Below are 24290 nucleotides of genomic sequence, written 5' to 3'. Positions count from 1 at the left end.
ACGCAAAAAAAGAACCAATTAACGGTTCTTCGATCCCTCCACGTCATGCCATTCTATCCTGATCGCCGTCGCTCTCCCCCTGGACCGGACGCTATTCTTCCGGAATTCACGGTCGACCTCCGGCAGTTCAATGATCTGAAACAGAGATGCAAGTCTGCAGGACTGAGTGTCGCTGGGGTGCGTCTTCTTGTGCTCCATTCCGAGACAGGCCCAACTGCCGTCACACTGCAGAGAACTCTGGACAAGATGTTGGGACAGCATCACACACCGGGGATTGCGTCGGTCCAACGTGCACTGAACTCTCTTGCCACACATGGCATTGTCGAGCGGATCGTAAAAGAAGACCGGATATTTCATTACACCCTTCCCCAAGACGTCGAACATGCGGAAGACGACGAACCCGTCCCACTCCTGACATTTGTAGATGCGAACACCGGCCGCAAGACGCTGTGTAATGAACCCGAATTGACCAGCCTCCTGCGGCTCGTCGCCTCGCAGTGTGGCTATAACCTCAAGGAGGCTGCAATGACGGTTGCCACCGGGGCTATGGCACCGTGTCCGCGGGCTGGCCGCTGCCAGCAGGTTTCCTGAAGCGATCGATCGCTGCAAAGGTGTGCCTGAACAGACCACGCGGATCCCTGTTGTCGCTATGACTGATTCCCCGCTATGCACGACTTATTGTATGTAGTTGAAACCAAGTTCGGGAAGCCATTTACTGGGCTGTGTGTGCTGCACGTTATGATGGGAGCCTTGCGTTCCGTTGGCGAGAGCGACCTCGGCTCGCACAGGCTCTGATCGGCAAGTGGCAATTTTGGCGACGCACCCGCCGGTTTTCCCCAATGACGTCTCACAACCTGACAACTAAGAGTGCTGTCGCGAGGATGGGGAAGCACTGGATTTTGCCATCCCCCGATGGCGCGTCCTGACAAATATATTTAGAAAACATTTTTCATGCTCAAATCCCGAAGACTATGACAGTTTCTTTCTTCCTCGATGTGGACGCACGCCAGAACCTGTCGCATTTAAACTTCTATTTTGCGGTTGAGCAGACCATTTGCGCGGCCCCCTCCGGCGCTGGCATTATACACTGCTAATCGAGGCATGCGTTGGCACAATGCAACTGATCGCCTGCGCGCGGCTCACCGGCATGAAATATCTGTGTTACGAAATCAGTGATACAGAGCCACAGGGAGCGATGCCTGACACCTCTAACCGGCAGATCCTCCAGAAATACTGTGTAAGCCACGCTTTTCTGGAAAGACGCAGCACTGCGCAGCTGTTCGCGCTGTTTCGTGCGAACTCGTCCGAAGTAAGGGAAGCTCTCGACAAGGAAAAAATCCTGGTCTTTTTCCCTGCTAACGTGCTCCGAATGGCCTCGACCTCGCTGTCATGCTGCTGCGCAATGGAATTAACGTGGTCATCTCCCAGTTCGAGTGCACATCGCGAGCGATTGGTGTTCAGCAAAGCATTTACGCAGCGCGTCATACTGCTCTACGTACGGACATACGGCCGGGCGATTACACCGCATTTTCAGCACCGGATGGCTTCACTTCGCGCTGCTTCGACCGAAGCTATCTGCAACGGCGGCTTTCGCGGGAGTTTCAAGATATGTGCCAGATGTCGTTTCTGGATGAGACGGATCTCTTCAGCATCGCCTTTCTGGAGACGCCCTTCAGAAGCGCCGATCGGCGATGGCGGACACACAGCTGAATATCGTTGTACGTAGCTCCGAGATCCAGCCCCATCGAGCTTTGCGTGGCATAAATATCACGAATTCATGATCGTAGGGTAAGAAAACCGATCTATTTTCGTCTTTTCTCTATGGCGATCCCGTCTCTCCTAGGAGGCCCATCGCCGCGGACGTCACCACATCAGGATGGGGTTCAGGAAAACAGGGGCGAGAACATGACTGATACCATTCATTTTTTTGATCAATCTATTTGTGAATTACCTGAACATCCGCCCCTTGTTTCGTTTTTTTCTGCCTGATCCTCATGACGACACACGCATTACGCCGCTGGTTTGTCGTCCATAAATGGACGAGCCTCATTTGCACACTTTTTCTTCTGATCGTGTGCGTCACCGGCCTTCCTTTGCTGTTCTCCGAGCAGATATGGGACACGTTTGTGGGTGATGACGACCCGCCCTGCGAGGTTCTGCCGCCAGGCACACCGAATGTCAGTCTGGATGTCATCGTTGAAAAGGCGCGGGCACTCTATCCGGGCCAGATTATCACCAGCGTCAATCCAGATGACGATGAGCCCGCCGTTTTAATTTCAATGGCGCCATCCTGGCAGACGCTCAAGGATGACGAGAATTATCCTGACAGAAACTCGGGTCATTGGATCAAGTTTGACGCACGCACGGCCAGAGTAATTGAGCAGTCGCGCCCCGCCAACACACCCAAAGAGCCACGTACCTGGACAGGCATTATCATGGGTATCTGCAATCAGCTCCATACAAGCCTGTTCGCAGGTCTGAGTGGCAGCCTGTTTCTGGGACTGATGGGGGGACTTTTCGTTGCCTCCCTCGTTTCCGGCACCGTGCTGTATGGCCGCTTCATGAAGCGGCTGCCCTTCGGCTCGGTCCGACGTGACCGTGCGCGCCGCCTGACATGGCTGGATCTACACAACCTTCTGGGCGTAGCTACACTGGTCTGGGCAACTGCGGTGGGTTTCACCGGACTGGTCAATGAACTCCAGACACCCCTGTTTGGCCTGTGGCGTGTCACCGACGTACGGCAGATCCTCAAGCCCTATGCAGCACTACCGGTGGTGTCGCAGGAGCACCTCTCGTCTGTTCAGGCTGCCTTTGACACTGCGGCAAAGGCAGCCCCCGGGAATGAAGTCACCGGGCTTTCCTTTCCGGGCTCCTCGTTCGGCAGTCCGGTCCATTACGTCTTGTGGACCCATGGTGCATCCCCTCTGCGCGCCCGCCTCTTCACACCTGTTCTGGTCGACGCCCGCACGGGCGAGTTGACCGGAGCCTATCCGATGCCGTGGTACCTGCGGTTCCTCGAAATCTCACGCCCCCTGCATTTTGGAGATTATGGTGGGATGCCGCTTCGTATCCTCTGGGCGGCACTCGATATCATCGTTATCGGTGTGCTGATCAGCGGCGTGGTTCTCTGGGCGGCCAAGCGGAAAATCAGCGCAGATGTCCGCTTGCGGGCGATGGGCTATGACCTGAATGAGACCGAAACCGGCCACGTTCTCGCGAGGGATCTGCCGTGACCGCCGCCCCTCCTAAACCGTCATCCGTCGCCGTGTGGTCATGGCCAATAGCAATCGGTGCACTCACCGTTTTCGGTCTTTTCTCAGCATTGCTGGGTCAACATGGCGTCTGGCTTGCGCTCTCGTGGATCGCTCTTTCCCTGCCCCCCATCGTGACGGTCATCTGCCTCTGCAGAGCATGGAGCCGCACGCCGTATACAAAAGGAGGTCAGTCATGACCCCAATTTCCTTCTCTCCCTGGGATATGTTCCTCAACGCCGGTCCTGTCGTACGTTTCGTCATGACGCTGCTGGCGGTCGCCAGTCTGCTGACATGGACGATCTTCATCGCAAAATCGGTCGAACTGCTGCGCGTCCGCACCAAATTGCGTAAAGCGGAACAGACGCTCGAACAGGCCAACACCCTTGATCTGGGAGAAGAAGGAACCCGCGAGAACAGCATTGCCCACACACTTGTTATGGCGGCCGAGACCGAACGCAAACGATCCCAGGATATTCCTGACGACAATGATGGGCTCAAAGAACGGATCGTGCTCCACCTTGAGCGTCTGGAAGCGGCAGAAGGACGGCGTCTCATGCGCGGCACGGGCCTGCTGGCGACCATCGGTGCAACATCACCCTTTATCGGTCTGTTCGGTACGGTCTGGGGCATCATGACGTCTTTCACCGGTATCGCCGCCAGCAAGGCCACCAGCCTTGCGGTGGTCGCTCCGGGCATCGCTGAAGCTTTGCTCGCGACAGCACTTGGTCTGGTCGCCGCCATCCCGGCCGTTGTGATTTACAATCATCTAGCGCGTCAGACCGCCTCGTGCCGCGCCCAGGTTGCAGACCTCACGGCTCTGGTCATGCGCCTTGTCTCACGCGATCTGGGACGGATGCAGGCCCTCACGGCAAGTGGACACGTCGTGCGTCTCGGGACGTCGCGTGTTGCCGGGGAGTAAGAGATCATGATCCGCATCCGTCATACTGACGAAAGCCCTCATGAAGCCAGCGAGATCAATGTTACGCCATTCATTGACGTGATGCTGGTCCTCCTCGTGATCTTCATGGTTACTGCCCCGCTGACCACCGTCAATGTACCCGTCGATCTGCCCTCTTCCAGTGAAAAGCCAACACCCCGGCCCGATGATCCCGTGTTTCTCACAGTCAAGGCAGATCACGGCCTGGCCCTCGGCGAAGACGACATCACGATGGATGGGCTTACAGCAGCGCTCGAAGCCGCAACAAAGGGCAACAAGGATGAACGCATCTTCCTGCGCGCTGACAAGACAGTTGACTATGGCACATTGATGGGCGTGATGGACAAGCTTCGCTCCACTGGGTACCTCAAGGTCGCTCTGGTCAACCTGCAAGGTCAAGAAGAAGGCAGCGAAGCCAGCAGTTCGAACGTGCCTGCTCATGACGTATCTCCCTCGGGTTCCGCACCGTGAACGCGACAGGACAGATGCAAAACGCCAGTTCACATACTGAGGACCTGAGTCCCTCCTCGTTTACAGACTGGCACCGTAATCAACTCCGGCATTTACGGCGTGATGAAGTCCTGCGCTGGGGGTTTTCCTTTCTGGCTGTTCTCGCCGTCTCCGGCGGGGCGATCTGGTGGGTGATGCGTCTTCCGCCCCCCCCCGTTCCTGTACCGGAACCACCTCCTGCAGCAATCGCCATAGACATGGCGCCGGAACCGGTTTCAACACCCACGCCGCCAACAGACGCTCCAGTCGGACCGAAACAGACGCTTTCGGTGCCCGACACCTCCCCGATTGACCCGCCCAAAATAACGGCGCCCCCCTCTCCTGCCCCCAATCCTCCGGTCCCGCTGCCAAAAATGGAAAAGCCACGGAAGATCGTCAAAAAACATAAGCCGGTGCCTTTGCTCAAGAAACCGGTTCCCGACAAGACACCACCGGCCGAAGCCACCACGGCGCCCCCGTCTTCCGAAGCTCCCCCGGCACCTGCACAGGCGGCGCCCGCACCGGGAGCATCGTCATCAAAAGCCTCCCATGACCCAGTAACGTGGCAGGGCGCATTGTTGGCTCAGCTTGAAAAATTCAAGCGCTACCCTTCAGACGCGATGGCTGATCATCAGGAAGGCGTACCAACGGTGACATTCTCGATGGACCGTAAAGGACACGTGCTGTCCGTCACGCTTGCCAACAGTTCCGGTCATCCTCTCCTTGATCAGGAAGCAGTTGCGCTCCCCAAGCGGGCCCAACCACTCCCTATTCCGCCGGACAGTGTTGAAGGAGATCCGATTACTCTGACCGTTCCGGTCGAATTCTACATTCATCAGAACTAATCTTACGCTGGTTCATAAAAGGACCTAAATTATGCTTGCTTTTTCCGAATACCGCCGTTCTTCACCCAGTCCGGAGCAGATCCGTCCCGGCATGGCAGCGAGCCACACCGCTGTCCAGCGGCTTGCAACGCGCTGCACCCAGGCCGGGGTGAAAATGACCGATCTTCGGTATGTGCTCCTCCATGGAATTCTTGAAGCAGGCTCAGGTGCCACCGCCGTTGAAATCTGGAAAACCCTCATGTCCATGATTGACGGATCCGCACCGGCTCAAGGGTCGATTCAGAGGAACCTGAACCTTCTGGTTGAACGCGGCATTTTGCGGCGTGACGTCTCACCCGACCGTCTCTGGCATTACCATGTGACACCGGAGCCAAAAGCCGAGGTTTCCATCATTTTTGTAGAGGCCGGAACAGGGCGCAGGGTCGCGCTTGATGCCCCGGAAGTCGCCACCGTGTTGCGCAGGGTTGCCGCAAACCACGGCATGGCCGTCCAGGCTGCATCCATTACGGTCACCCCCTCTTTAGCCCACAGATCCGACAGCTACTGAAGGATATTTCGCTTCATTCCAGAATCTCGCTCTTCCGCTTCTTCATCCGATAGGAACGCGCCCGCTAGGGCTGGATATTGCCTTTGAAATTCATCGCTTTCTTCGTGAAGCGACCGGTTGCCACCATTCTTCTGACGGTCGCTGCACTTCTTTCCGGCCTGCTCGCGCTCCCCCATCTGCCTGTGTCGGATCTTCCGGATGTGGATCTGCCCGTCATCTCCGTTTCTGCCTCTAACGCGGGTGGATCGCCGGAAGTGATGGCCCGCACGGTAGCTGCCCCACTGGAACGCCATCTCGGAACGATTGCCGGTGTGACGCAGATGGAATCCACATCGACAAAGGGCGAGACATCAATCTCTCTGGGGTTTGAGGTCGGGCGTGATCTGAATGGTGCTGCACGTGATGTCCAGGCGGCCATCCGTGCCGCTCGCCATGACCTCCCGACCACGCCCGGCTCAGATCCGAGCTATCACCGAGCCAACCCCAACGCGACGCCAGTTCTGATACTTGCCGTGACACCTGGACAGATGTCCCTGCCCCACCTGTATGATCTGATCAACACGACATTGCGCCCCATGCTGCTGCAGACACCAGGGGTTGGCGATGTCACCCTGATGGGAAGTTCGGCACCCGCCGTAAGGGTTTCCATGAACCCACTGGCTTTTTTCCACTATGGCCTTGGTTTCGAAGATTTAAGAGCCGCTCTTGCCTCAGCGAACGCCCATAGCCCGAAAGGGGTCATTGATATGGGAGGTCAGCGCTACCAGCTGGCCGTGAACGATCAGGCAACCCATGCGGCGCAATATCGCGATCTGGTCATTGCATACAAAAACGGCTTTCCCATCCGTCTGAGCGATCTCGCCACCGTCACGGACAGTATGCAGGACGTCAATGCAGCTGCCTTTTTCGACGGACAGCCTGCACTCACACTGATGGTGCGTGCCCAGCCGGGCGCCAACCTCGTCGGCATAGTGGATGCTGTAAAAGCACGCCTCCCGAGCTTGCAGGCACTCCTGCCTCCCAGCGCAGAAATCTCTGTCGCACGCGACGGCTCCGCTGTGATCAGGTCTTCTCTCCATCATACCCTCACAACGCTGCTCCTCTCCTGCGTGTTGGCGCTGGCTGTTGTCTGGGTTTTTCTACGCTCTGTTACCGCTTCCATAGCTGCCGCCATCATCGTTCCATGTTGCCTGATCGCAAGCCTTGGACCCATGCATCTTGCTGGCTTTGGTTTTGACAATCTGTCTCTCATGGCACTGACAGTTGTCACTGGTCTTGTGGTCGACGACGCGATCGTCGTGATCGAAAACATCATGCGGTATCACGAAAATGGACTCAGTGCAGAAGACGCTGCCGTCGCCGGAGCCAGCGAAGTCGTCTTCACCCTGATCTCAATTACCGTCTCGGTCCTCGCAATCTTCCTGCCACTTGGCGCTGCACCCGGGCTGACCGGGCGGCTCTTCAGGGAGTTTGCAGGGACGGTCAGTATCGCCGTCTGTGTCTCCCTTGTTCTGTCGTGCATAGCAACACCCTGCCTGACCGCACTCTGTATCAGGCAGATCAGAGCCCCGCAGTCGAGCAGACAACCTGCATCGGAAGCACGTGAAATCACACTCTACACCCGTGTTCTGGATCTTGTGCTGAGACATCCCGGAAAAACTGTTCTTCTCCTGCCCCTTACCCTGCTGGCAGGCATCATCCTGTTCAGCCGTATGCCCAAGATTGTTTTCCCAAGGCAGGATATCGGCATCGTCTCAGGCGGCTCCCGTGCCGCCAACAGTACCCTTGCGGACACAAAAGCCCGTATCCAACGCTTCAGCCGCGTTCTTCTTGAAGACCCCGGTGTCGCTCACGTTGTCGCATATCTCGATACGTCAGAGGGCGGAAGCCACGGTATGGTCTTTGCAACACTCCAGGATATGGCAACTGGCCGTGACCCAGGATCAGTAATTGCCCGACGAGCAGCGAACGCGATGAAGCATGAGCAACATGGTGAATATCACGCTCAATCACCAGGCAATCTCATGATGCGTGTCGGCTCGAGCAGCAGCGGGATCAGTTATGTCTTACGAAGTGACGACGACCGCCTGCCCGGCCCTGCCGCCAAGCGTTTGGCACATGCCCTGCAGCACCACCGCGAGTTTATCGATGTTGACGAGGATTCAGATCCTGCAGGGGACAGCATCACGGCCTCCATCAACCGGGATGTGGCTGCGCGTGTCGGAGTAACGCCACAGGTCATCGGGACGGCCCTCGCTGATGCCTTCGGCCAAATTACGGCATCAGTCGTTTATACGACGCACGGCCAATACAACGTCGTGATGACCCTTGAAGATCAGTTTCTTCACGACCCGGCGTTATTAGAGCAGTTCTGGGTCAGTCCTTCGGGTGGCTCTGCATCCGGCAGTTCGGCGTCCAATACGATCCGCATGGTTCTGTCCAGTACATCGTCCTCAGGCACGTCATCAACCGCGTCGGCGTTCAGAAACCAGATTGCAAACTCCCTTGCAGGTGGAGCGAATACATCAACAGGATCTGCCGTTGCCACAGGCGCTGAATCCCTGGTTCCGCTCTCAATCGTGACAAAGCTCGCCCCGACACGCGACCCGGCCAGTGTGACGCATATCGGATATGCCAGCTCTGCTTCGATCGCCTTGGAACTTGCTCCCAGTGTGAGCCTTTCACAGGCAGAAGACATCATTAAAACTGAGGAGCGTAAACTAAACTTCCCCGACACAATAACCGGACAACTGGTAAGTGATGAAGGAGATACCGGCCAAAGCACCCGTAATAGCGAATTGCTCATTCTTGGAGCCATCATTACCGTCTATCTGACACTCGGTATGCTCTATGAAAACGTATTTCATCCACTGACCATTCTCTCCACAATCCCTTCTGCCAGCATCGGAGCGATTATCGCCCTTGATGTGTTCCAGTTGCCGTTCTCGGGAATGGCAACGGTCGCCATGCTTCTGCTGACCGGAATATCCCTAAAAAACGCTATTTTATTGGTAGATTTTGCGGTCCTTGCAGAAAATGAACGCGGTGTGCCCTCGTCAGCGGCCATCCGAGAGGCTTCGCTTCTGAGGCTCAGACCGATCGTCATGACCACCTGCGCTGCAGCATTAGGCGCTGTTCCTCTGATCATCATGATCGGGTACGGCGCTGAACTGCGTCAACCACTCGGTCTGGCTCTGGTTGGTGGACTGATTGTCAGTCAACTGCAGACCATGATTACCACACCGGCCCTCTACGTCTTGGTTTCCAATGCAGAACAAAAGATACAATCAACTAAAGTATGGCAGAAGTTTAGCTCTCGAATGAAGCTTCAAACGAAGTTGTAAAACATAACGCCGTGGATGCAGCGCACGTAGAGGGTTCGAAAATTTCTATTATGAATTTCAATATTTTGAAATGTATATAACTCATGATTTTCGTTTGACTATAAAAAAGAGGATTTAGTAGCTTCCTCCTACTCAATAGAAACTACAATATCCGCCGCTTTCTCTTACCAGGGAAGCTCAATCAATAATTGCCCTTTCACACAGGAAGCAATTTACTGAGACATCAAATGGGAAGTTTTCTTAATCATTTACCATCGATCTAGCCTTATAAAAATAGAGAAATATTTATGCCAAATATATCTCTTTATTGAATACAATAAAATTTTGTTTCTTTTCGATTTTTATCTTTTTTAAAATTAAACTTTCATTATGAAAAAGATTATGCTTCGTGCTTTCAATATTGATTTTTCCGCTTGGCGTTTTACTAAAAGATGCCTGATTCACAAACCATATTTCTGCTTCTTTAATTTTAAATTTCTCTTCAAATATTTTTTGAACTTGATAAGATAATAATTTTTCTTCACCATTATTATAATTAAAAATACTACAGACAAATGTCGGAATGTTATTTCTTAGGAAAACAGTACAATTATTTTGCGATATACCCGTTATTTTTTGTGCAACAGAAAAAACAAAATCTTCTGGATCAATTTTAAAACCGTTAATAATAACTTCGTTATTTTTTCTTCCTGTCAGAAAAAGAGTTTTATCAGAAAAAAAACCTTTGTCTCCTGTATATAAATAATTAAGTTCATTATGTTGTAATTTCATTATATTTTGGTTTCCGTACCCACAATACCCTTCTGATACTCCTGGTCCAGAAACATAAAGCAGGCCTTCCTCATTTTCAGCCGCAAGAGAAAAATCAGTTTCGTTTGTTATTATCAGTACATGTGTCTCATCAATCACTTCGCCACACGAGACCAAAATACGCTCATCGCCTATAGATAAAGGGGGCGCCACTACACTCTCAGTAAGAAATGCACGTGAGAATTTTGCTAAAGACACATTCTGTTTTCTAGCCTTACAAGACACCAGAAGAGTGGCTTCGGCTAGGCCATAACAGGGACAAAATGCGTTATCCTTAAATCCATATTTTGAGAATTTTGACGAAAATTTTTGAATTGTTTCAAAACTGATCGACTCTGATCCAACAAATGCTTGCTCCCATTTGGATAAATCAACACTTTCGAGCAAATTATCTTCAAAATTAACGCACATATCATAGGCAAACCCAGGGGCACCAGAAAGTGTTGCCTTATATTTACTTATTGCGCGAAGCCAATTTGTAGGAGTCTGCAAAAATTTTTCTGGCGGTAACAAAACACATTGCCCACCGGCCGCTATTGCCATTAATGCGGCTCCCATTAGTCCCATGTCGTGCGATAAAGGAAGCCAACTGACACCCACATCCCCTTGAGTATAGCCTAGTTTAATACCTTGCTGCGTAAGATTAAAAAGAATGTTCCGGCTTGTCAGAATGACACCCTTCGGAATATTTGTAGAACCAGATGTATATTGTATTAAAGCCTCATCTGAATTTTTTACCGGAAAATAAGAATATTTATTATGTTTTTCTGATAACTCTACCGGTATCCATAATATATTCAAATTTTCTAATTGGCATTCTTTCTGGAAAGAGGCCAAGGTTTTCTTCTCTCCAATAACAGCCACAGCATTACTATCTTTAACAATATGACAGAAACGCTGCTTGCTTCCAAAATCTGTTGGATAAACCCCGGAAACTGGTGTCACGCCAGCATAAGCACATCCAAACAAACCAAGAAGATACTCAGGGCTATTTTCAAATAATAGAACGACTCTCTGTTGTGGCCTCAAAAATTTTATTAGCCAGCTTGCAAGGTTCCCCGCTTTTGTATCAAGTTCTTGGGCAGTTAAGTGCGCTGTTTCGTTACAGCCATCTCCTAGAAAGGTTAAAATCTCTAGATTGGGGTTAGTGGCTGCACGAAAACACGCAAGCTCCGCTAAAGAGCCTTTTTGCCAGTCAACAATATTCTGCCCGCCAGGCCCTAAAACAACATTAAATTCTCTGTCCATTTATACAGATTTCTCGTGAGTGAGAGTTAGAATTTTTGTTTGTATCTGAGTATAAAACTTCCTAGCCAAACTGCGAATGCTGTCATCTTTGGAAAACATCATAGCTGAAACCTCTATTCCAAACTCAATTCTGATTCCAGTTTGAAGTTCTACACCGGCAAGAGAGTCTAAACCAAGCTCAGACAACTTTGCATTATTATCAACTGCGTCATCCTGTAGATGTAAAGTTTTTGCTATAATAGACTTAAGACGCTCTATAAGGAATTCCAACCTATCTTCTTCCGGCAACCCCAAAAGGGCCACCATTGTTTCACTGGTAGATTCCAAATTATCAATCAGATGATGCATCGCCGTGAAACGTGATAGATCTGATACCAAAGGAACAACACGAAACCATTGCTCCCAATCAATATCTGCAACTGTAATTTGAGCGCATCCTTGTTGTATCAAATCAGGTAGAAAATGCAGAATATAATCAATATCCAAGAGGTTCATCCCCGCAGTTCGAAGCGCATCAGCAGCCACTTGATTCCGCGAAAGAATACCAACATTGGCAATGGGGCCCAAGTTTAAAGACAACGCTGCAAGATTCTGTTTGCGTCTATTTTCACAAATTTGATTCAATACTTCATTTGCGGCAATATAAGCACTCTGCCCTATATTCCCTGTAAGAGTAGTTACAGATGAGAAAAGGACAAAAAAATCTAATGGGATACTTTTTGTAAGCGCATCCAATAACCGTGCACCCTCTGCTTTTGCACCCAACCCCATGCGCAATCGTTCTGCTGTAATATTTTCAATCAATGCATCGTCAAATATAGAAGCACAATGGAAAACGCCCTTCAAAGGGGGCAAGACTTTTCCGAAATATTCAATACAATCTTGAAGCGATTTTTCATGAGTTATATCAAAATATCGCTCTTCTATTCTATTTCCATTTTTGCGCCATGCTTCAATTCTGTTATTAACAACTTCATTGCCCGAAGCTTTACGGCCAGTTAAAACAATTGTCTTTGCACCCGATCGCAACAACCATTCCGCTGTTTCCAGCCCTAAACCGCCAAAACCACCGCTAATAAGATAGGCACCTGTGGGATCAATTTCAGGTTTAGCGACCACCTTCTCCACACCTTGTAGGCCAACAAGGTCTGTATAGTCGATAACCACTTTTCCTATGTGCTTAGCGCTAGAAAGGAAACGGAAGGCGTCTACAGTTTCTCTGGCTGGATAAACGGTAGTCGGTAATGCCTGAAGCCTTCCCTTTTCGACCATATCTTCCATAGTGCGGAGAATATCACGGATAACCTGTGGTTTTTCTAGTAATAAACGGTCAAGATCAACCGAGAAGAATGAGATATTTTCATTGAAAATTTTCATTGAAAGAGACGAATTTTCAATAATATCTTTTTTTCCGATCTCAATAAAGCGACCTAATGGTGCAACACTATCGAGGCTTGCGGCCTGAGCCTCCCCAGCAAGAGAGTTAAGAACAACGTCAACGCCTTTTCCACCCGTGATGTAGCGTATACCCTCTGCAAACTCAAGTGTGCGCGACGACCACACATGCTCACAACCTATAGATCTTAGATACGCCCTTTTTTCTTCTGTCCCGGCTGTTGCAAATATACGTGCGCCCAGTAATTTCGCGACCTGAATTGCAGCCAGCCCAACACCACCCGTTGCTGAATGTATTAAAACACTTTCAAAAGGCTGAAGCCGGGCAAGATGCGAAAATGCGTACCATGCGGTAAGGAAGGCAACCGGCAGAGTAGCCGCATCAAGAGCTGAAAGACCTTCTGGTTTTTCTATTGCGAACAAAGTGTCTGCATCAACGGTAAAGGACGTGGCGAAGCAATCCGGTACTGCCACAATATAGTCTTTTCCTACTACAAACTGCTCGACACCCATACCTATATCTGTGATGCGGACAACCGCTTCCATCCCAAGAGAGTTTCCATAAAATGTCCTCTCCACAATGCTTTCCGGCAATAAATTCATTGCTTTGAGCACATCTTTAAAATTGAGTGCTGCGGCGAGAACCTGACATGCAACCTCGCCTCTATTAGGCTTCCTTGCTGAAGAGGTTTCGTAATAAAGCTTTTCAAGAGAACCTGTAATGGAGACCGTCAACACGGATGAAAGATCGTTCCGCCCATGCAAGTTTACAGATTTTCTGTTCTTGTTCTCCAAAGAAGCAGACGAAACTCTCGCAAGAAGGCGTTCACCACAATGTAATGCGACGTCGTCCTCCCAATCAGAATTGAGTAACTCTGCACTCAAAGACGAAAATGTATCGTCATTGTGCTCCATGCCCAGATCGATAATTTTAACGCGTAAATCTGGCCGTTCCAATTCTACGCCGCGCGCAAACCCACGATATGCTGCTTGATCTAGTCTAGAACACGTTGACTCAGATAATCCTGTTGTTACACCGCCTGATGTTACAATGCATAAACGCGTTATCAAATTATCAGAGGATATTTGTGGCAAAGCCTGCACACAACCCAGTAGCTCTGCCAACCCGCCGAATACGTCAATATGTTCAGCAAGAGGGCATAGAAAAACAATAGCCTTATACTCGTTAATAATCCGATCTTTAAAAAATTTTTGGTAGATTTTTTTTCCCGAATTTATATCTAAATTTATAGAGTCAACATTAACCAAATTTTGTTCTAAAATGTTTTCCAATAGTTTCGTTCTTTGTTCCTGCCCTATAAGAAGAACGTTCACAGGATCAATAAGAAGAGGTAGCTTTTCGCTACTTTGCCAATTTGTTTTATAAAGAAGACTTTCAAACTGCTTTTTTTTCGTTAGTCGTGGCACAGCGTTGAAAATCATTTTGTCTATACAAAGAACTGGGTCTTTGTTTTCATTATAGATCTTTAAATCAGCAATAAGTTTTTTGTCGGATATACTTTTTAATTCGACAAAAACATTTAAATCTGAACATTGAAGACCATAATAAATAATGCGTTCAGCTCTGACAGGTACGAATGCCTGCTCATTATCAGGATTGTTATCAAAAACGGCTGCGGCAATAACCTGGAAAGCTCCATCAAGCAATGCTGGATGAATATTATAGTTTTCAACTTCAGATCTCGTCTCAAAATCTAAAGAAAGTTGAGCGCCAACGCTATTTTCTATAGTCCATATATTTTTTACAACTTGAAATTTCTTTCCATATTGGAGCCCATTTGTTGAGAGCTTTTCATAAAAAAACTTACCATCAAATTCTTTTATTTCGTTTTGATTAGTTTTTCTATTTTCTGATATTTCCCACGGTGTAGAGGACATAACCTCTACACTAACGTGTTTTCTCCAAAGTGAGTTTTCTTCCTCTGCTATCTGATTAGCACTGCAGCCCTTGAGTATCTTTTTATCCGGGTCATACTGCCATTCCATTTCATAATTATCTTTTTCCCCTATTAACAAGGGATTATGAATCTCAAAATTCTGCAATATAGCACTGTTCTGTCCATGTAGCTGATCATGTACTGCCAACGCAGCTTCAATGTAAGCTGAAGCTGGCAAAACAATATTATTCTCGATGCAATGGTCTGGCAGCCACGGCAAATAATTTTGATTTATCATGGCGCGCCATGAAGGTACAGAGGAAGATACCGGTAGACCAAGAAGTGGATGAACTATAGGGTCCAGCCTGTCATCTGCGGCTTCTTTGCATTCAGACCAAAAATATTCTCTATTCCATGAATATGTAGGAACAGCGACGCGTCGGCCTCCAGAAATCAATTGCCAGTCAAGTTTGCATCCTGCAACGGCCAGACGGGCCAAGCATGGAGATATCCATTCCTGACTAGTTTCATTGCGACGAAGAGAATGAACCGTTTGTATTTCTAATTCGGATTTAGAGGTAATCTCTTTAATTGAAGAAAGTAAAACCGGATGTGCACCTATCTCCAAGAATACTTGACTTTGAACATCGTCCAGAACCGTCGTTACTGCTTTGAAAAATTCTACTGGTGCTCGTGAATTATTATACCAGTAAGATGCATCATGACGGGCATTAGACTGCCACTTCATTCCACTAACTGTTGAATAAAGCGGTATTTTGGGTTCAGATGGCTTAATATCAGACAATGCAGATAACATATCTGCTTGTATCTCTTCCATAAGAACACTATGGTAAGGTACTTCTACATTCAAAAAACGCGCAAACTTATTGTGGGTATTGTAATGAGTTTCAATTTTTTCTAAATCTTCGAGCACACCCGATAAAGTACATGACTTACTGCTATTTATTGCAGCGATAGAAACTGAAAATTTTCCTTTTATAATAAATTCTTCAAGTTTACCGCGTTCTTCTCCTACCGCCAACATAGTGCCTTTACCAGAAAGACGAGCTTGCAGTTGGCTACGAATATAAATAACTTTTACGGTATCTTTAAGATCTAATGCACCAGAACAATATGCTGCGGCAACCTCCCCAACACTATGCCCAATAATAGCAGCTGGCGTAATGCCCCATTTTTCCAATGTTTTAAAAATGATAATTTCAATTAGACAAATTGCTGGCTGAGCAATCTCTGTTTTATGAATTGAGTTTTCCTGCGTGTCTTCATTTCTAAAAAATTCTAAAATTGACCATCCTGCATGAGCATAAAAATCCCTATCGAATTCCTCTGCAATATTTTGTATATCAGGAGAAATATGTTCAAGAATACACTTCCCCATTCCCGGCCACTGGGAACCCATTCCGGAAAAAACCATTACAGGACCGCTATTACACGTGACAGAATTTTTCCCTATTATCACGTTTGGGTCAGATTTACCGTCTCGTAAAAAAGCAAGGCGCTCTAGCAATTCATTCCTCGTAGACGCCAACACAATAGCTCTATTCTGGAACCATGATCTATACGCACCTAAAGAATAGCTTATATCTCTGATGTCAATGGAAGGCTTATCTTTAAGAAACCTTAAATAGGTAGATGCTGTAATCGCAAGACCTGCCACACCGGCAGACGAAACAGGTAGAAAGTAACAATCTAATGGTTTTTTTTCAGTATAAGGCTTTTCTTGTGAATCGGCCTCTTTTACGTCAAGGGAACGCATAACCACCATGGCATTTGTTCCACCATAACCAAACGAATTAATCCCCGCATAGATGACCTCTTTTCTTGGAGAAAATTTTATACTTTCTTTCTGAGGTATGCGAATATTCCATTTTTCTATATCTATATTAGGATTTATTTTCTCAAGATTAGCTTGAATTGGAATTTCTCTATTTTGTAAACAAAGTATTGCCTTAAGAACGCCGGCAACACCAGCGGCAGCTTCCAAATGCCCAATATTCGCTTTTACGGAGGCAACAATGAGTGGGTTTTGTTTTGATTTACTCAGACCGATAGCACGCCCAATAGCCGCTGTTTCTATAGGATCGCCCACAGGCGTACCCGTTCCATGTGCTTCAACATAATCCAGTTGTGCCGGTGCTAAAGCGCCTCTGGAAACAACGTCCTTAATCAAGGCTTCCTGTGCAGCCCCGTTTGGAACCGTAATCGCAGTGGCACGGCCATCATGATTAACACCGCTGCTACAGATCACACCCAAAACAGAATCTGCTGCTTCCAGAGCATCTTCCAGTCTCTTTATGACGAGAACAGCGGCGCCCTCCCCGCGTCCATACCCATCGGCATCTGCTGAAAAACTTTTCGAACGACCATCTTGCGCAAGAAAGTGCCCGCGTGACATAGGCATTGCGGCTTGTGGGTTAATCATAAAATTAACGCCACCTGCAATCACCATATCACTCTCGCCAGTGCTCAAGCTAACGCAGGCATTATGAATTGCAACCAGGGAGGACGAACACGCCGTATCTATCGTAAGGCAAGGTCCGCACAATCCGAAGACATGCGAAAGCCGCGCAGAAATCATTGTAGCTGATGCTGCTGTGGTAGAAAAATGGTCTTTGATTGCGTTTCTGTTTAAAGGACTTCCACTATTAACCAGCCAATCCAAGGAAAATGAACCTATAAATACTCCGGTTTTTGAACCATTTAAATTACTTGGAATAATAAAAGCATTCTCCAATGCTTCCCACGTTGTTTCAAGCAAAAGCCTTTGCTGTGGATCCATCAGGATCGCTTCACGAGGAGAAATACCAAAAATTTGTGGATCAAAATATCCCAATTTTTGGGTAAGGAATGATCCTCGCCGCATATATGTTTTACCCGGTGCTTCATACTCTGGATTGTAAAAGCGATTTATACTCCATCGATCGGATGGAATTTCATTACTCGCATCTTCACCATTTTTCAAGAATTCCCAGAATGTATCAAGATCGTTTATGTTCTTTGGAAAACGAAGACCTGCGCCGATAATTGCAAATTCTTGCTTTTTTTTCACTTCATACCTCGATTTCACAAAGAACTAATATATTTTTGAGTTTTGATACTAACGACTATTCATAATGCCTTGGGTTAGAAATTGCCGATTGGGACTACCGTCATCCCGATAAGGAATTCGATCAACCCAGATTAGTGTAATCGGTGGCAGGTTTTGATATCGTTCATGCATTCTACGAGAAAGAGCGGAACCATCTATTTCTGTATGGCAGATAATCGCAACCCATGGCATTAATATACCATTTTCATCCGGAACAGAAAAAACACAGCCATCTTCGATATTATCAAAATTTTTGCATATTCTATCTAGTATTCTCAGATCGAATTTGTCTCCCCCGAACGTAACTAGTTCATCTATTCTTCCGGTAATAAATATTTCTTTTTTGTTCGTAATAAATCCTAAATCTCCTGGATAAAACCATCCTTCTTGAAATTGGCTATTTTTATTTTCTACGTTTCCAATATAGCCATCAATGACAGTATTACCTCTTACCCTTACCCTACCTTCTGTTTGGACAGGCAAAGCAACATTCTGGCCATCAACAATCTGAACATCCATCCATGGCACTATAACCCCTGCATTTTTATGTTCAGAATGATGGTCGAGTTTTTTTACTGAAATTATTCCCGCCTCTTCTGTTCCGTATAGAGTATATATTTTTTTACTCAATTTTTCTCTTGTCTTCTTTTCTAATTCTTCTGGAAGACGTCCGCCGACTACGATAATTTCAAGATTATCTTGAGCTATAGAAAGAGGAGAAATCGAATTTATGACATACTCAAGGTGTAGTGGAGATACCACAATAGCAGTCGGTTCATGACGAGCGATAATAAGACTAATCTGAACTGGATCAAAAATTTTGATACAGCAGCCCGCAGCCAGCGCAGACAATACGATCTGATAACCAGCAAGAATATCAATTCCGATACAGCAAAGAACATTAAAATGTTCTCTTCTGGCTTTTTCAGAAAGAGACAATATATCTGAGTTGATAATTTGACTGATGTTTCGCTCTATATCCGAGCGTCTTAAGCCAATTTTCTGAGGTTCAGAACCCGTTCCGGCAGCCACCCCGATACGACAGAAATCACGGGATTCATAGCTTACAGAATTATTGTTTTCTTGGTTAAGAACCTGTTTAAACCACGCATCATCAACAACGTAATGCTTTAGATCGGTAATCAGCGGCTCATCGCTCAAAAAAAAGTCTGGCTTGATAACGTTAAGATATGTCTGAAAGGAGGGTCCAAAGTCATTTTGGAAAGATGCCGAGGCAAGACCCAGTCTTTCTAAAGCAAAAATAAGAACCCAATGCTGGTAGTAATTTTTGCATTTAATTCCAACAGTAGAACAGCCAGAATCTCTTAAACTTTCTAATGCGTGCGCAGCTTTTCTGACATCTGCCAAAAAACCACCAAAACTCCATGATCGGGACGCGCTTTCAAAGGCTACACTATGTTTCCTCGCATCTCGTAGCTGAAGAAGGAGCGTCTCAATCATATGGTCTCTTACCTTTTAAAATCGTAGTCTAAATGCAAAACATCTCCTGCAGCCAAATTATAGCTACAGGAGACGCATTGGCATCTAGATGTTAGGCGCTTCGGCTATTCTTCTGTTCCGCCGCTTTCTCACGATAGGAAAATGTAGAAACAACTTCAACATTCAACATTCTAAATCCGTCAACAGGGAAGCTCGACAGATCAACTTCCGCTCTACCAGAGGTCCATCGGGCAGTGTCAGCTTCGTAAGATGCCCAACCTGGGATATCTTGCGGTTCCAGATGTGCATGAAGAGAGCAATTATTCCGACCGCCCATCAACCCTATGTTGCCAATCAGGACACCGAGTTCGCGTCGATCATCAACAAAAGAACCTATAGCGTCTACCGGCCGTGCCGTTCTGGAGACGATGAACACTTTTTGAAGGCCAGGCGGCAACATGAAGGAAATATTTTTCCCATTCTGTTTCACTGGCCGGATAACAGCGCCTGCTGCTGTTTCAAGGTGCAGATTTGGATCATGAGACCAAGCAACCTGACTATCCCTTACTTCTCCATCAGACAGGCAAACTTCATTGCGGCTTTCGATGGCCCGATATATGGGCTCAACATGATCACGGCTGGTTACTAACGGAGCCGCAGCATCGCGCACCCAGTCCTTCGATACCTCGAAATAGCCTTTAACAACATCGCTGTCTGACAGACAGTCAAAGCTCTTCCGGTTACCTGTATCAAGATATGTTTCTGTCAGCACACCGTCCGCTTCAATAACTGCGTGCTGCTCTGTCTCAACATGGTAGTAATCATAAACAGCATAACGTGTATCATAGCTGATATTTCTGCCATTCACCAACATACGTGCCGGAATAAAGGCACCATCAATAAAGAGACAGTGTTCTGGTGTAACAAGCATGTCTTTGAAGGGCACACCGTCTGCCAGAGCATTTTTCATGATCCGCACAGGATAACCTGCGTCATCCGGGTAAGCAGCTGTTGAGCGGACCACAGCTTTGCTTTTCCCCACCCATTTCACTTCACGAGACACAAATGTATTGTCTACGCGTACCATAATGGCATCACCGGGCCGGATAGCCTCTACTGGAACATATCCGCTTAGCATGCGCACCAAGGTTCCCGTAAGGAAGCACGTTTCAAGAATTGTGGTTCCATTTTCATCTATAAATTTAAATTTGTCTCTCACTCCGACAATATTCAATGTGAATGTCTGGCCACCCAGCGTAAATGTAATGTGGTTCGCATCAGAGAAAGATATCGAAGATGCCGTGCCTGTCAGCCCCTTGAAGACAATCTGATCCCCGTCACTCCATCCCGTGAAGGTCTCGCTAATATTGGTAGTTCCAGCAGAGATAACAACGCTAGCTGGCTGATCGAAGCTGGTTCCGGCAAGGTTAACAGTAGAATTCCCGTTGGCTCCACCCAATACAAGAGTTCCGCCACCTGAAACCGTCGTTGTGCCGGTCAAAATACCACCACTGGTTGCGCTGAGCGTACCGCCATTTGAAATAGTAGTCGCATAGGCCGTGCCGCCACTGCTAACCACCTCTACACCATCAGCGCCGAGAGTGGTATTTGATGTCGTACCACCGCTGCTTACAGCTACTGTGCCGCCTGACATGACAATACTGCCAGAAGCAACACCACCACTTTCTATAATTTCTGTGCCGCCGCTTACGGTAAGCGAGAGTGTCCTACCACCAGATTCAACAATTTCTTTCCCGCCGCTTCCCACAGTGCCACTTACTGCTGTGCCGCCGTGCAGAACGTAGGCGGTTCCGCCATTTTGAATACTCGCACCCGAAGCAACTGCAGTATTTGCTGTCCAGCCGCTTTCCGTTCCGGAAACATTGGAAACTTTGGTTGTCGTTCCCCCCGTGCTATCGACTGACGAGAGATAGTAGCCACCAATAATCTGTTGACCACCGGCCTCGAAAAGACCGCCGCTCGCAGTAGCCCCGTTCAGAAGAAGCTGAGTGCCATTAAAGTGACCACCATATGCGGACGCAGCGCTGACCATTTCCGTGGCCCCTACGTCAAATGTTCCGCCTGAAATAACACCACCGGCAGGAAATGACTGTCCTTTGGCAGTGAAGGCACCAGCAGCAACCACACCACCACCCTGCACTGTGGGATCTGTGATTGTGCCGGTCTGGGTCACAATCATACTGCCGCCGGATGCGACTGTCGCACCACTGATAGTACCATTGGCGGCTGCAACGGCAGCACCACCCGACTGAATGGACGCAGCATTCAGGGTTCCAGAGGTAAGAAGGACACCCAGATTGTTTGCTGTTGCTCCTGAAACCGTACCACCGCCAGACAGAACGTTCAGCGCGGCATTGTTCCCATTTGCTGTGCCAGACGCAGTGGCACCATTCGCAAGAGCGCCGTAACTACGACTATAATTTACATAACCCGAAACATAACTGCTAAAAAGCAGGTCACTTTGATCGTCCGTTGCCATTACAATACCTCGCTCGCAACCGATCGTTTGACACAACGGACGCTGACTGAGTCCCTCAGCCAGAAAACCCATCAGTTTGCAGCAAACGAACAAACATTACTGTAATCGTGCAAATAGCAAAAACCTCAGCTTAATCAAAATATTTTTTAGTAAACAAATCCTTAATTATTAGTTTTTATTTATTAATTTCCAGGTTGTGCGACAATTTTCCCTGTAATTATAGTTTTAAACATGGCCTTCAAGCACATTTTTATTGTTTATTGCGATAAGCATTCTGATTATTTTATGTATAACTGGATTGCAACTTATTCTGCATATGGAGGGTCCAAAAGAGGCAACCCCGGCGACACCGTCGCCAATGACGGTAGCAGGCTACGGAAGGGGCTACTGAACAAAAGGAATGCTGCGTCACTTGTCTGGACAGACACGGCATATCGTTCAAAGGCTCATGAGGCCTTTATGGAAAGGAAAGGCATGGCTTCGTTCTCAAGATTCACCGCAAAAAGCCACACTCCAAGCCTATGCCCCAACATATCCTGGCCCCCAACGCTGGCAAGTCCGCATCTATTCGCGTATCGGGCATGTCTTTTGCAGGTTAAACGTCACAGATGGTGGTCATCCGTTTTGTCGGGTTCACGCGTGCCACCGTGGGGATTGGGCGGGCCAACTTCAACATGCGCTGCCGCCTCTTCCTCAGGAGGATCAACGCTGCAACATAGCAATCCGGAAAATCATGAACATTCTCTGCTCATAAGGCAGAACAGACAACATCGAACAGAACTATCAGTCGTCGCCCATTGCCAACAAAATCGGTCAGCAAGTACATCAATCAATAGTTTTTCGAACGCTCTTCCGTGTCTATGAAAACAACGATACCGCGCTGAAAGTGTCAGATGCGGGATCGTAACCTGCAGTGGGTAAAGACAATTATCCAGCAATAGTAAAGGGTGCTGCCAAAAAAGCCACGGCCATCGTTTCGTCTCTCTTGGAGTGGACCATTGAACGCGGCTTTTTGTGACCAGTAATCTACTTCTCGACAGTCAGGCGCTTACGGCATTTCGCTACCGTGTCCGGGTTACCCTGGAACCAAAGCCTCAGCGTCAAGAGCGAAGCTCTTGAGCGCTGAAGTGCTGCTCACACGGCGTAGACAGTGGTGATGTTACCTACCATGACGTACCTATCACGTAGAGCTTGCTTCCACTGACGTGAAAATAATGCGCCACTAAACTCCCACCATCCACAAGGTGTTACAGCGAAACCGTCATTTTGGCCTTTCGACCAATATATCAGTATTCGACCACGGTACGAATGCTTTCGCCCCGCGCCATCATATCGAACCCTTCGTTAATCTGCTCAAGCGGTAGTTTGTGGGTAATCAGATCATCAATATTAATCTTGTTTTCCATATACCAGTCTACAATTTTTGGCACATCCGTTCGGCCTCGCGCGCCCCCAAAAGCAGACCCGATCCAGCGACGACCCGTAACAAGCTGAAACGGACGCGTGCTGATTTCCTGCCCCGCGCTCGCGACACCAATAATGGTGGATACGCCCCAGCCGCGATGGGCACATTCCAATGCCTGACGCATAAGAGTCGGGTTACCCACACATTCAAAGGTGTAATCTGCGCCACCATCTGTCAGTTCAATCAGATGACCAACAACATCACCATTCGGGCCAAGATCTTTTGGGTTTACAAAGTCGGTCATACCAAATTTGCGGGCGATTGCTTCACGATCAGGATTGATATCCACCCCAACAATCCGATCAGCCCCCACCATTTTGGCCCCTTGAATGACGTTCAGGCCAATGCCACCAAGGCCAAACACCACGACGGTTGAACCGGGTTCGACCTTCGCAGTGAACAACACAGCCCCAATACCGGTGGTAACACCACACCCAATATAACAGACCTTGTCGAACGGAGCATCGGGCCGGATCTTGGCCAAGGCAATCTCGGGTAGAACTGTATAATTCGCGAAAGTTGAACAACCCATGTAGTGGTGAATAGGTTGCCCTTTGAAAGAAAAGCGCGATGTACCATCCGGCATCAGCCCTTTTCCCTGTGTTGCGCGGATGGATGTGCACAGATTGGTCTTGCGCGAGAGGCAGGATTTACATTCCCGACATTCGGGCGTGTAGAGCGGAATAACGTGGTCGCCCGGTTTCAGGTGAGTAACGCCCACTCCAACTTCGCGCACAATGCCAGCGCCCTCATGCCCCAGAATGGCTGGGAACAGACCTTCTGGGTCAGCTCCTGACAGTGTATATTTGTCAGTATGGCATAAACCAGTCGCCTTGATTTCAACCAGAACCTCACCAATCCTGGGGCCTTCAAGCTGAACCGTCTCAATCTCCAGTGGCTTGCCTGCTTCAAACGCAACCGCGGCTCTTACGTCCATAATATTACTTCCCCTATATAAGGATTATCTGAGTTCTTCTGTAAGCTGAGGAACGATCTCGAAGAGATCTCC

13 protein-coding genes and 1 pseudogene are annotated in these 24290 nt (G+C 48.2%); 9 read left to right on the top strand and 5 right to left on the bottom strand.

The genetic code is table 11. The annotated features are described in order from the left end of the window. The 8 genes from AD948_RS18360 to AD948_RS03135 all read left to right on the top strand — a co-directional run. A partial coding sequence (locus AD948_RS18360; protein ID WP_169797379.1) for a hypothetical protein occupies positions 1–591 on the top strand: 591 nt, incomplete at its 5' end. Between the two features lie 523 nt (positions 592–1114). Next, positions 1115–1726 (top strand): hypothetical protein, encoded by a 612-nt coding sequence (locus AD948_RS18020; protein ID WP_156478907.1) that lies wholly within the window; start codon positions 1115–1117, stop codon positions 1724–1726. A gap of 268 nt (positions 1727–1994) precedes the next feature. Beyond that, positions 1995–3233 carry a PepSY-associated TM helix domain-containing protein gene (locus tag AD948_RS03160; RefSeq protein ID WP_061470660.1) on the top strand — a complete coding sequence of 413 codons (1239 nt, stop codon included), beginning with the start codon at positions 1995–1997 and terminating at the stop codon, positions 3231–3233. A 214-nt stretch (positions 3234–3447) separates the two neighbouring features. Further along, positions 3448–4173, top strand: a complete 726-nt coding sequence (exbB, locus tag AD948_RS03155; RefSeq protein ID WP_082782277.1) for a tonB-system energizer ExbB — start codon at positions 3448–3450, stop codon at positions 4171–4173. A gap of 6 nt (positions 4174–4179) precedes the next feature. After that, on the top strand, positions 4180–4662 hold the full coding sequence (gene exbD / locus AD948_RS03150) for a TonB system transport protein ExbD (protein WP_061470658.1): 483 nt from the start codon (positions 4180–4182) through the stop codon (positions 4660–4662). Positions 4663–4676: 14 nt separating this feature from the next. Next, positions 4677–5525: an energy transducer TonB family protein gene (locus AD948_RS03145; RefSeq protein WP_061470656.1), complete on the top strand. Its 849-nt coding sequence runs from the start codon at positions 4677–4679 to the stop codon at positions 5523–5525. A gap of 31 nt (positions 5526–5556) precedes the next feature. Beyond that, entirely contained in the window at positions 5557–6072 is a 516-nt protein-coding gene (locus AD948_RS03140) for a Fur family transcriptional regulator (RefSeq protein ID WP_061470654.1), read from the top strand. Between the two features lie 83 nt (positions 6073–6155). After that, positions 6156–9416 (top strand): efflux RND transporter permease subunit, encoded by a 3261-nt coding sequence (locus AD948_RS03135; protein ID WP_061470652.1) that lies wholly within the window; start codon positions 6156–6158, stop codon positions 9414–9416. A gap of 285 nt (positions 9417–9701) precedes the next feature. Here AD948_RS03135 and AD948_RS03130 read toward each other — a convergent pair whose 3' ends face one another. The 4 genes from AD948_RS03130 to AD948_RS03115 all read right to left on the bottom strand — a co-directional run bounded on the left by AD948_RS03130 (position 9702) and on the right by AD948_RS03115 (position 21816). Then, positions 9702–11474, bottom strand: a complete 1773-nt coding sequence (locus tag AD948_RS03130) for an AMP-binding protein (protein ID WP_061470649.1) — start codon at positions 11472–11474, stop codon at positions 9702–9704. After that, entirely contained in the window at positions 11475–17837 is a 6363-nt protein-coding gene (locus AD948_RS03125; RefSeq protein ID WP_061470647.1) for a type I polyketide synthase, read from the bottom strand. It lies immediately after the preceding gene. Positions 17838–17885: 48 nt separating this feature from the next. Beyond that, a complete protein-coding gene (locus AD948_RS03120) occupies positions 17886–19337 on the bottom strand; it encodes an AMP-binding protein (protein ID WP_061470645.1) in 1452 nt (483 codons plus the stop codon). Between the two features lie 91 nt (positions 19338–19428). Continuing rightward, positions 19429–21816, bottom strand: a complete 2388-nt coding sequence (locus AD948_RS03115) for a Hint domain-containing protein (protein WP_061470643.1) — start codon at positions 21814–21816, stop codon at positions 19429–19431. Between the two features lie 345 nt (positions 21817–22161). Here AD948_RS03115 and AD948_RS18605 point away from each other — a divergent pair. Continuing rightward, positions 22162–22535 (top strand): annotated as a pseudogene (locus AD948_RS18605) (IS5/IS1182 family transposase); the annotation flags it as partial. A gap of 567 nt (positions 22536–23102) precedes the next feature. Here AD948_RS18605 and AD948_RS03110 read toward each other — a convergent pair. Continuing rightward, positions 23103–24218 carry an S-(hydroxymethyl)glutathione dehydrogenase/class III alcohol dehydrogenase gene (locus tag AD948_RS03110; RefSeq protein WP_061470641.1) on the bottom strand — a complete coding sequence of 372 codons (1116 nt, stop codon included), beginning with the start codon at positions 24216–24218 and terminating at the stop codon, positions 23103–23105. Between the last annotated feature and the right edge of the window lie 72 nt (positions 24219–24290).

This window comes from Acetobacter senegalensis (assembly GCF_001580995.1).
Taxonomy (GTDB): Bacteria; Pseudomonadota; Alphaproteobacteria; order Acetobacterales; family Acetobacteraceae; genus Acetobacter; species Acetobacter senegalensis.
This window is presented reverse-complemented; position numbering and strand designations above follow the sequence as displayed.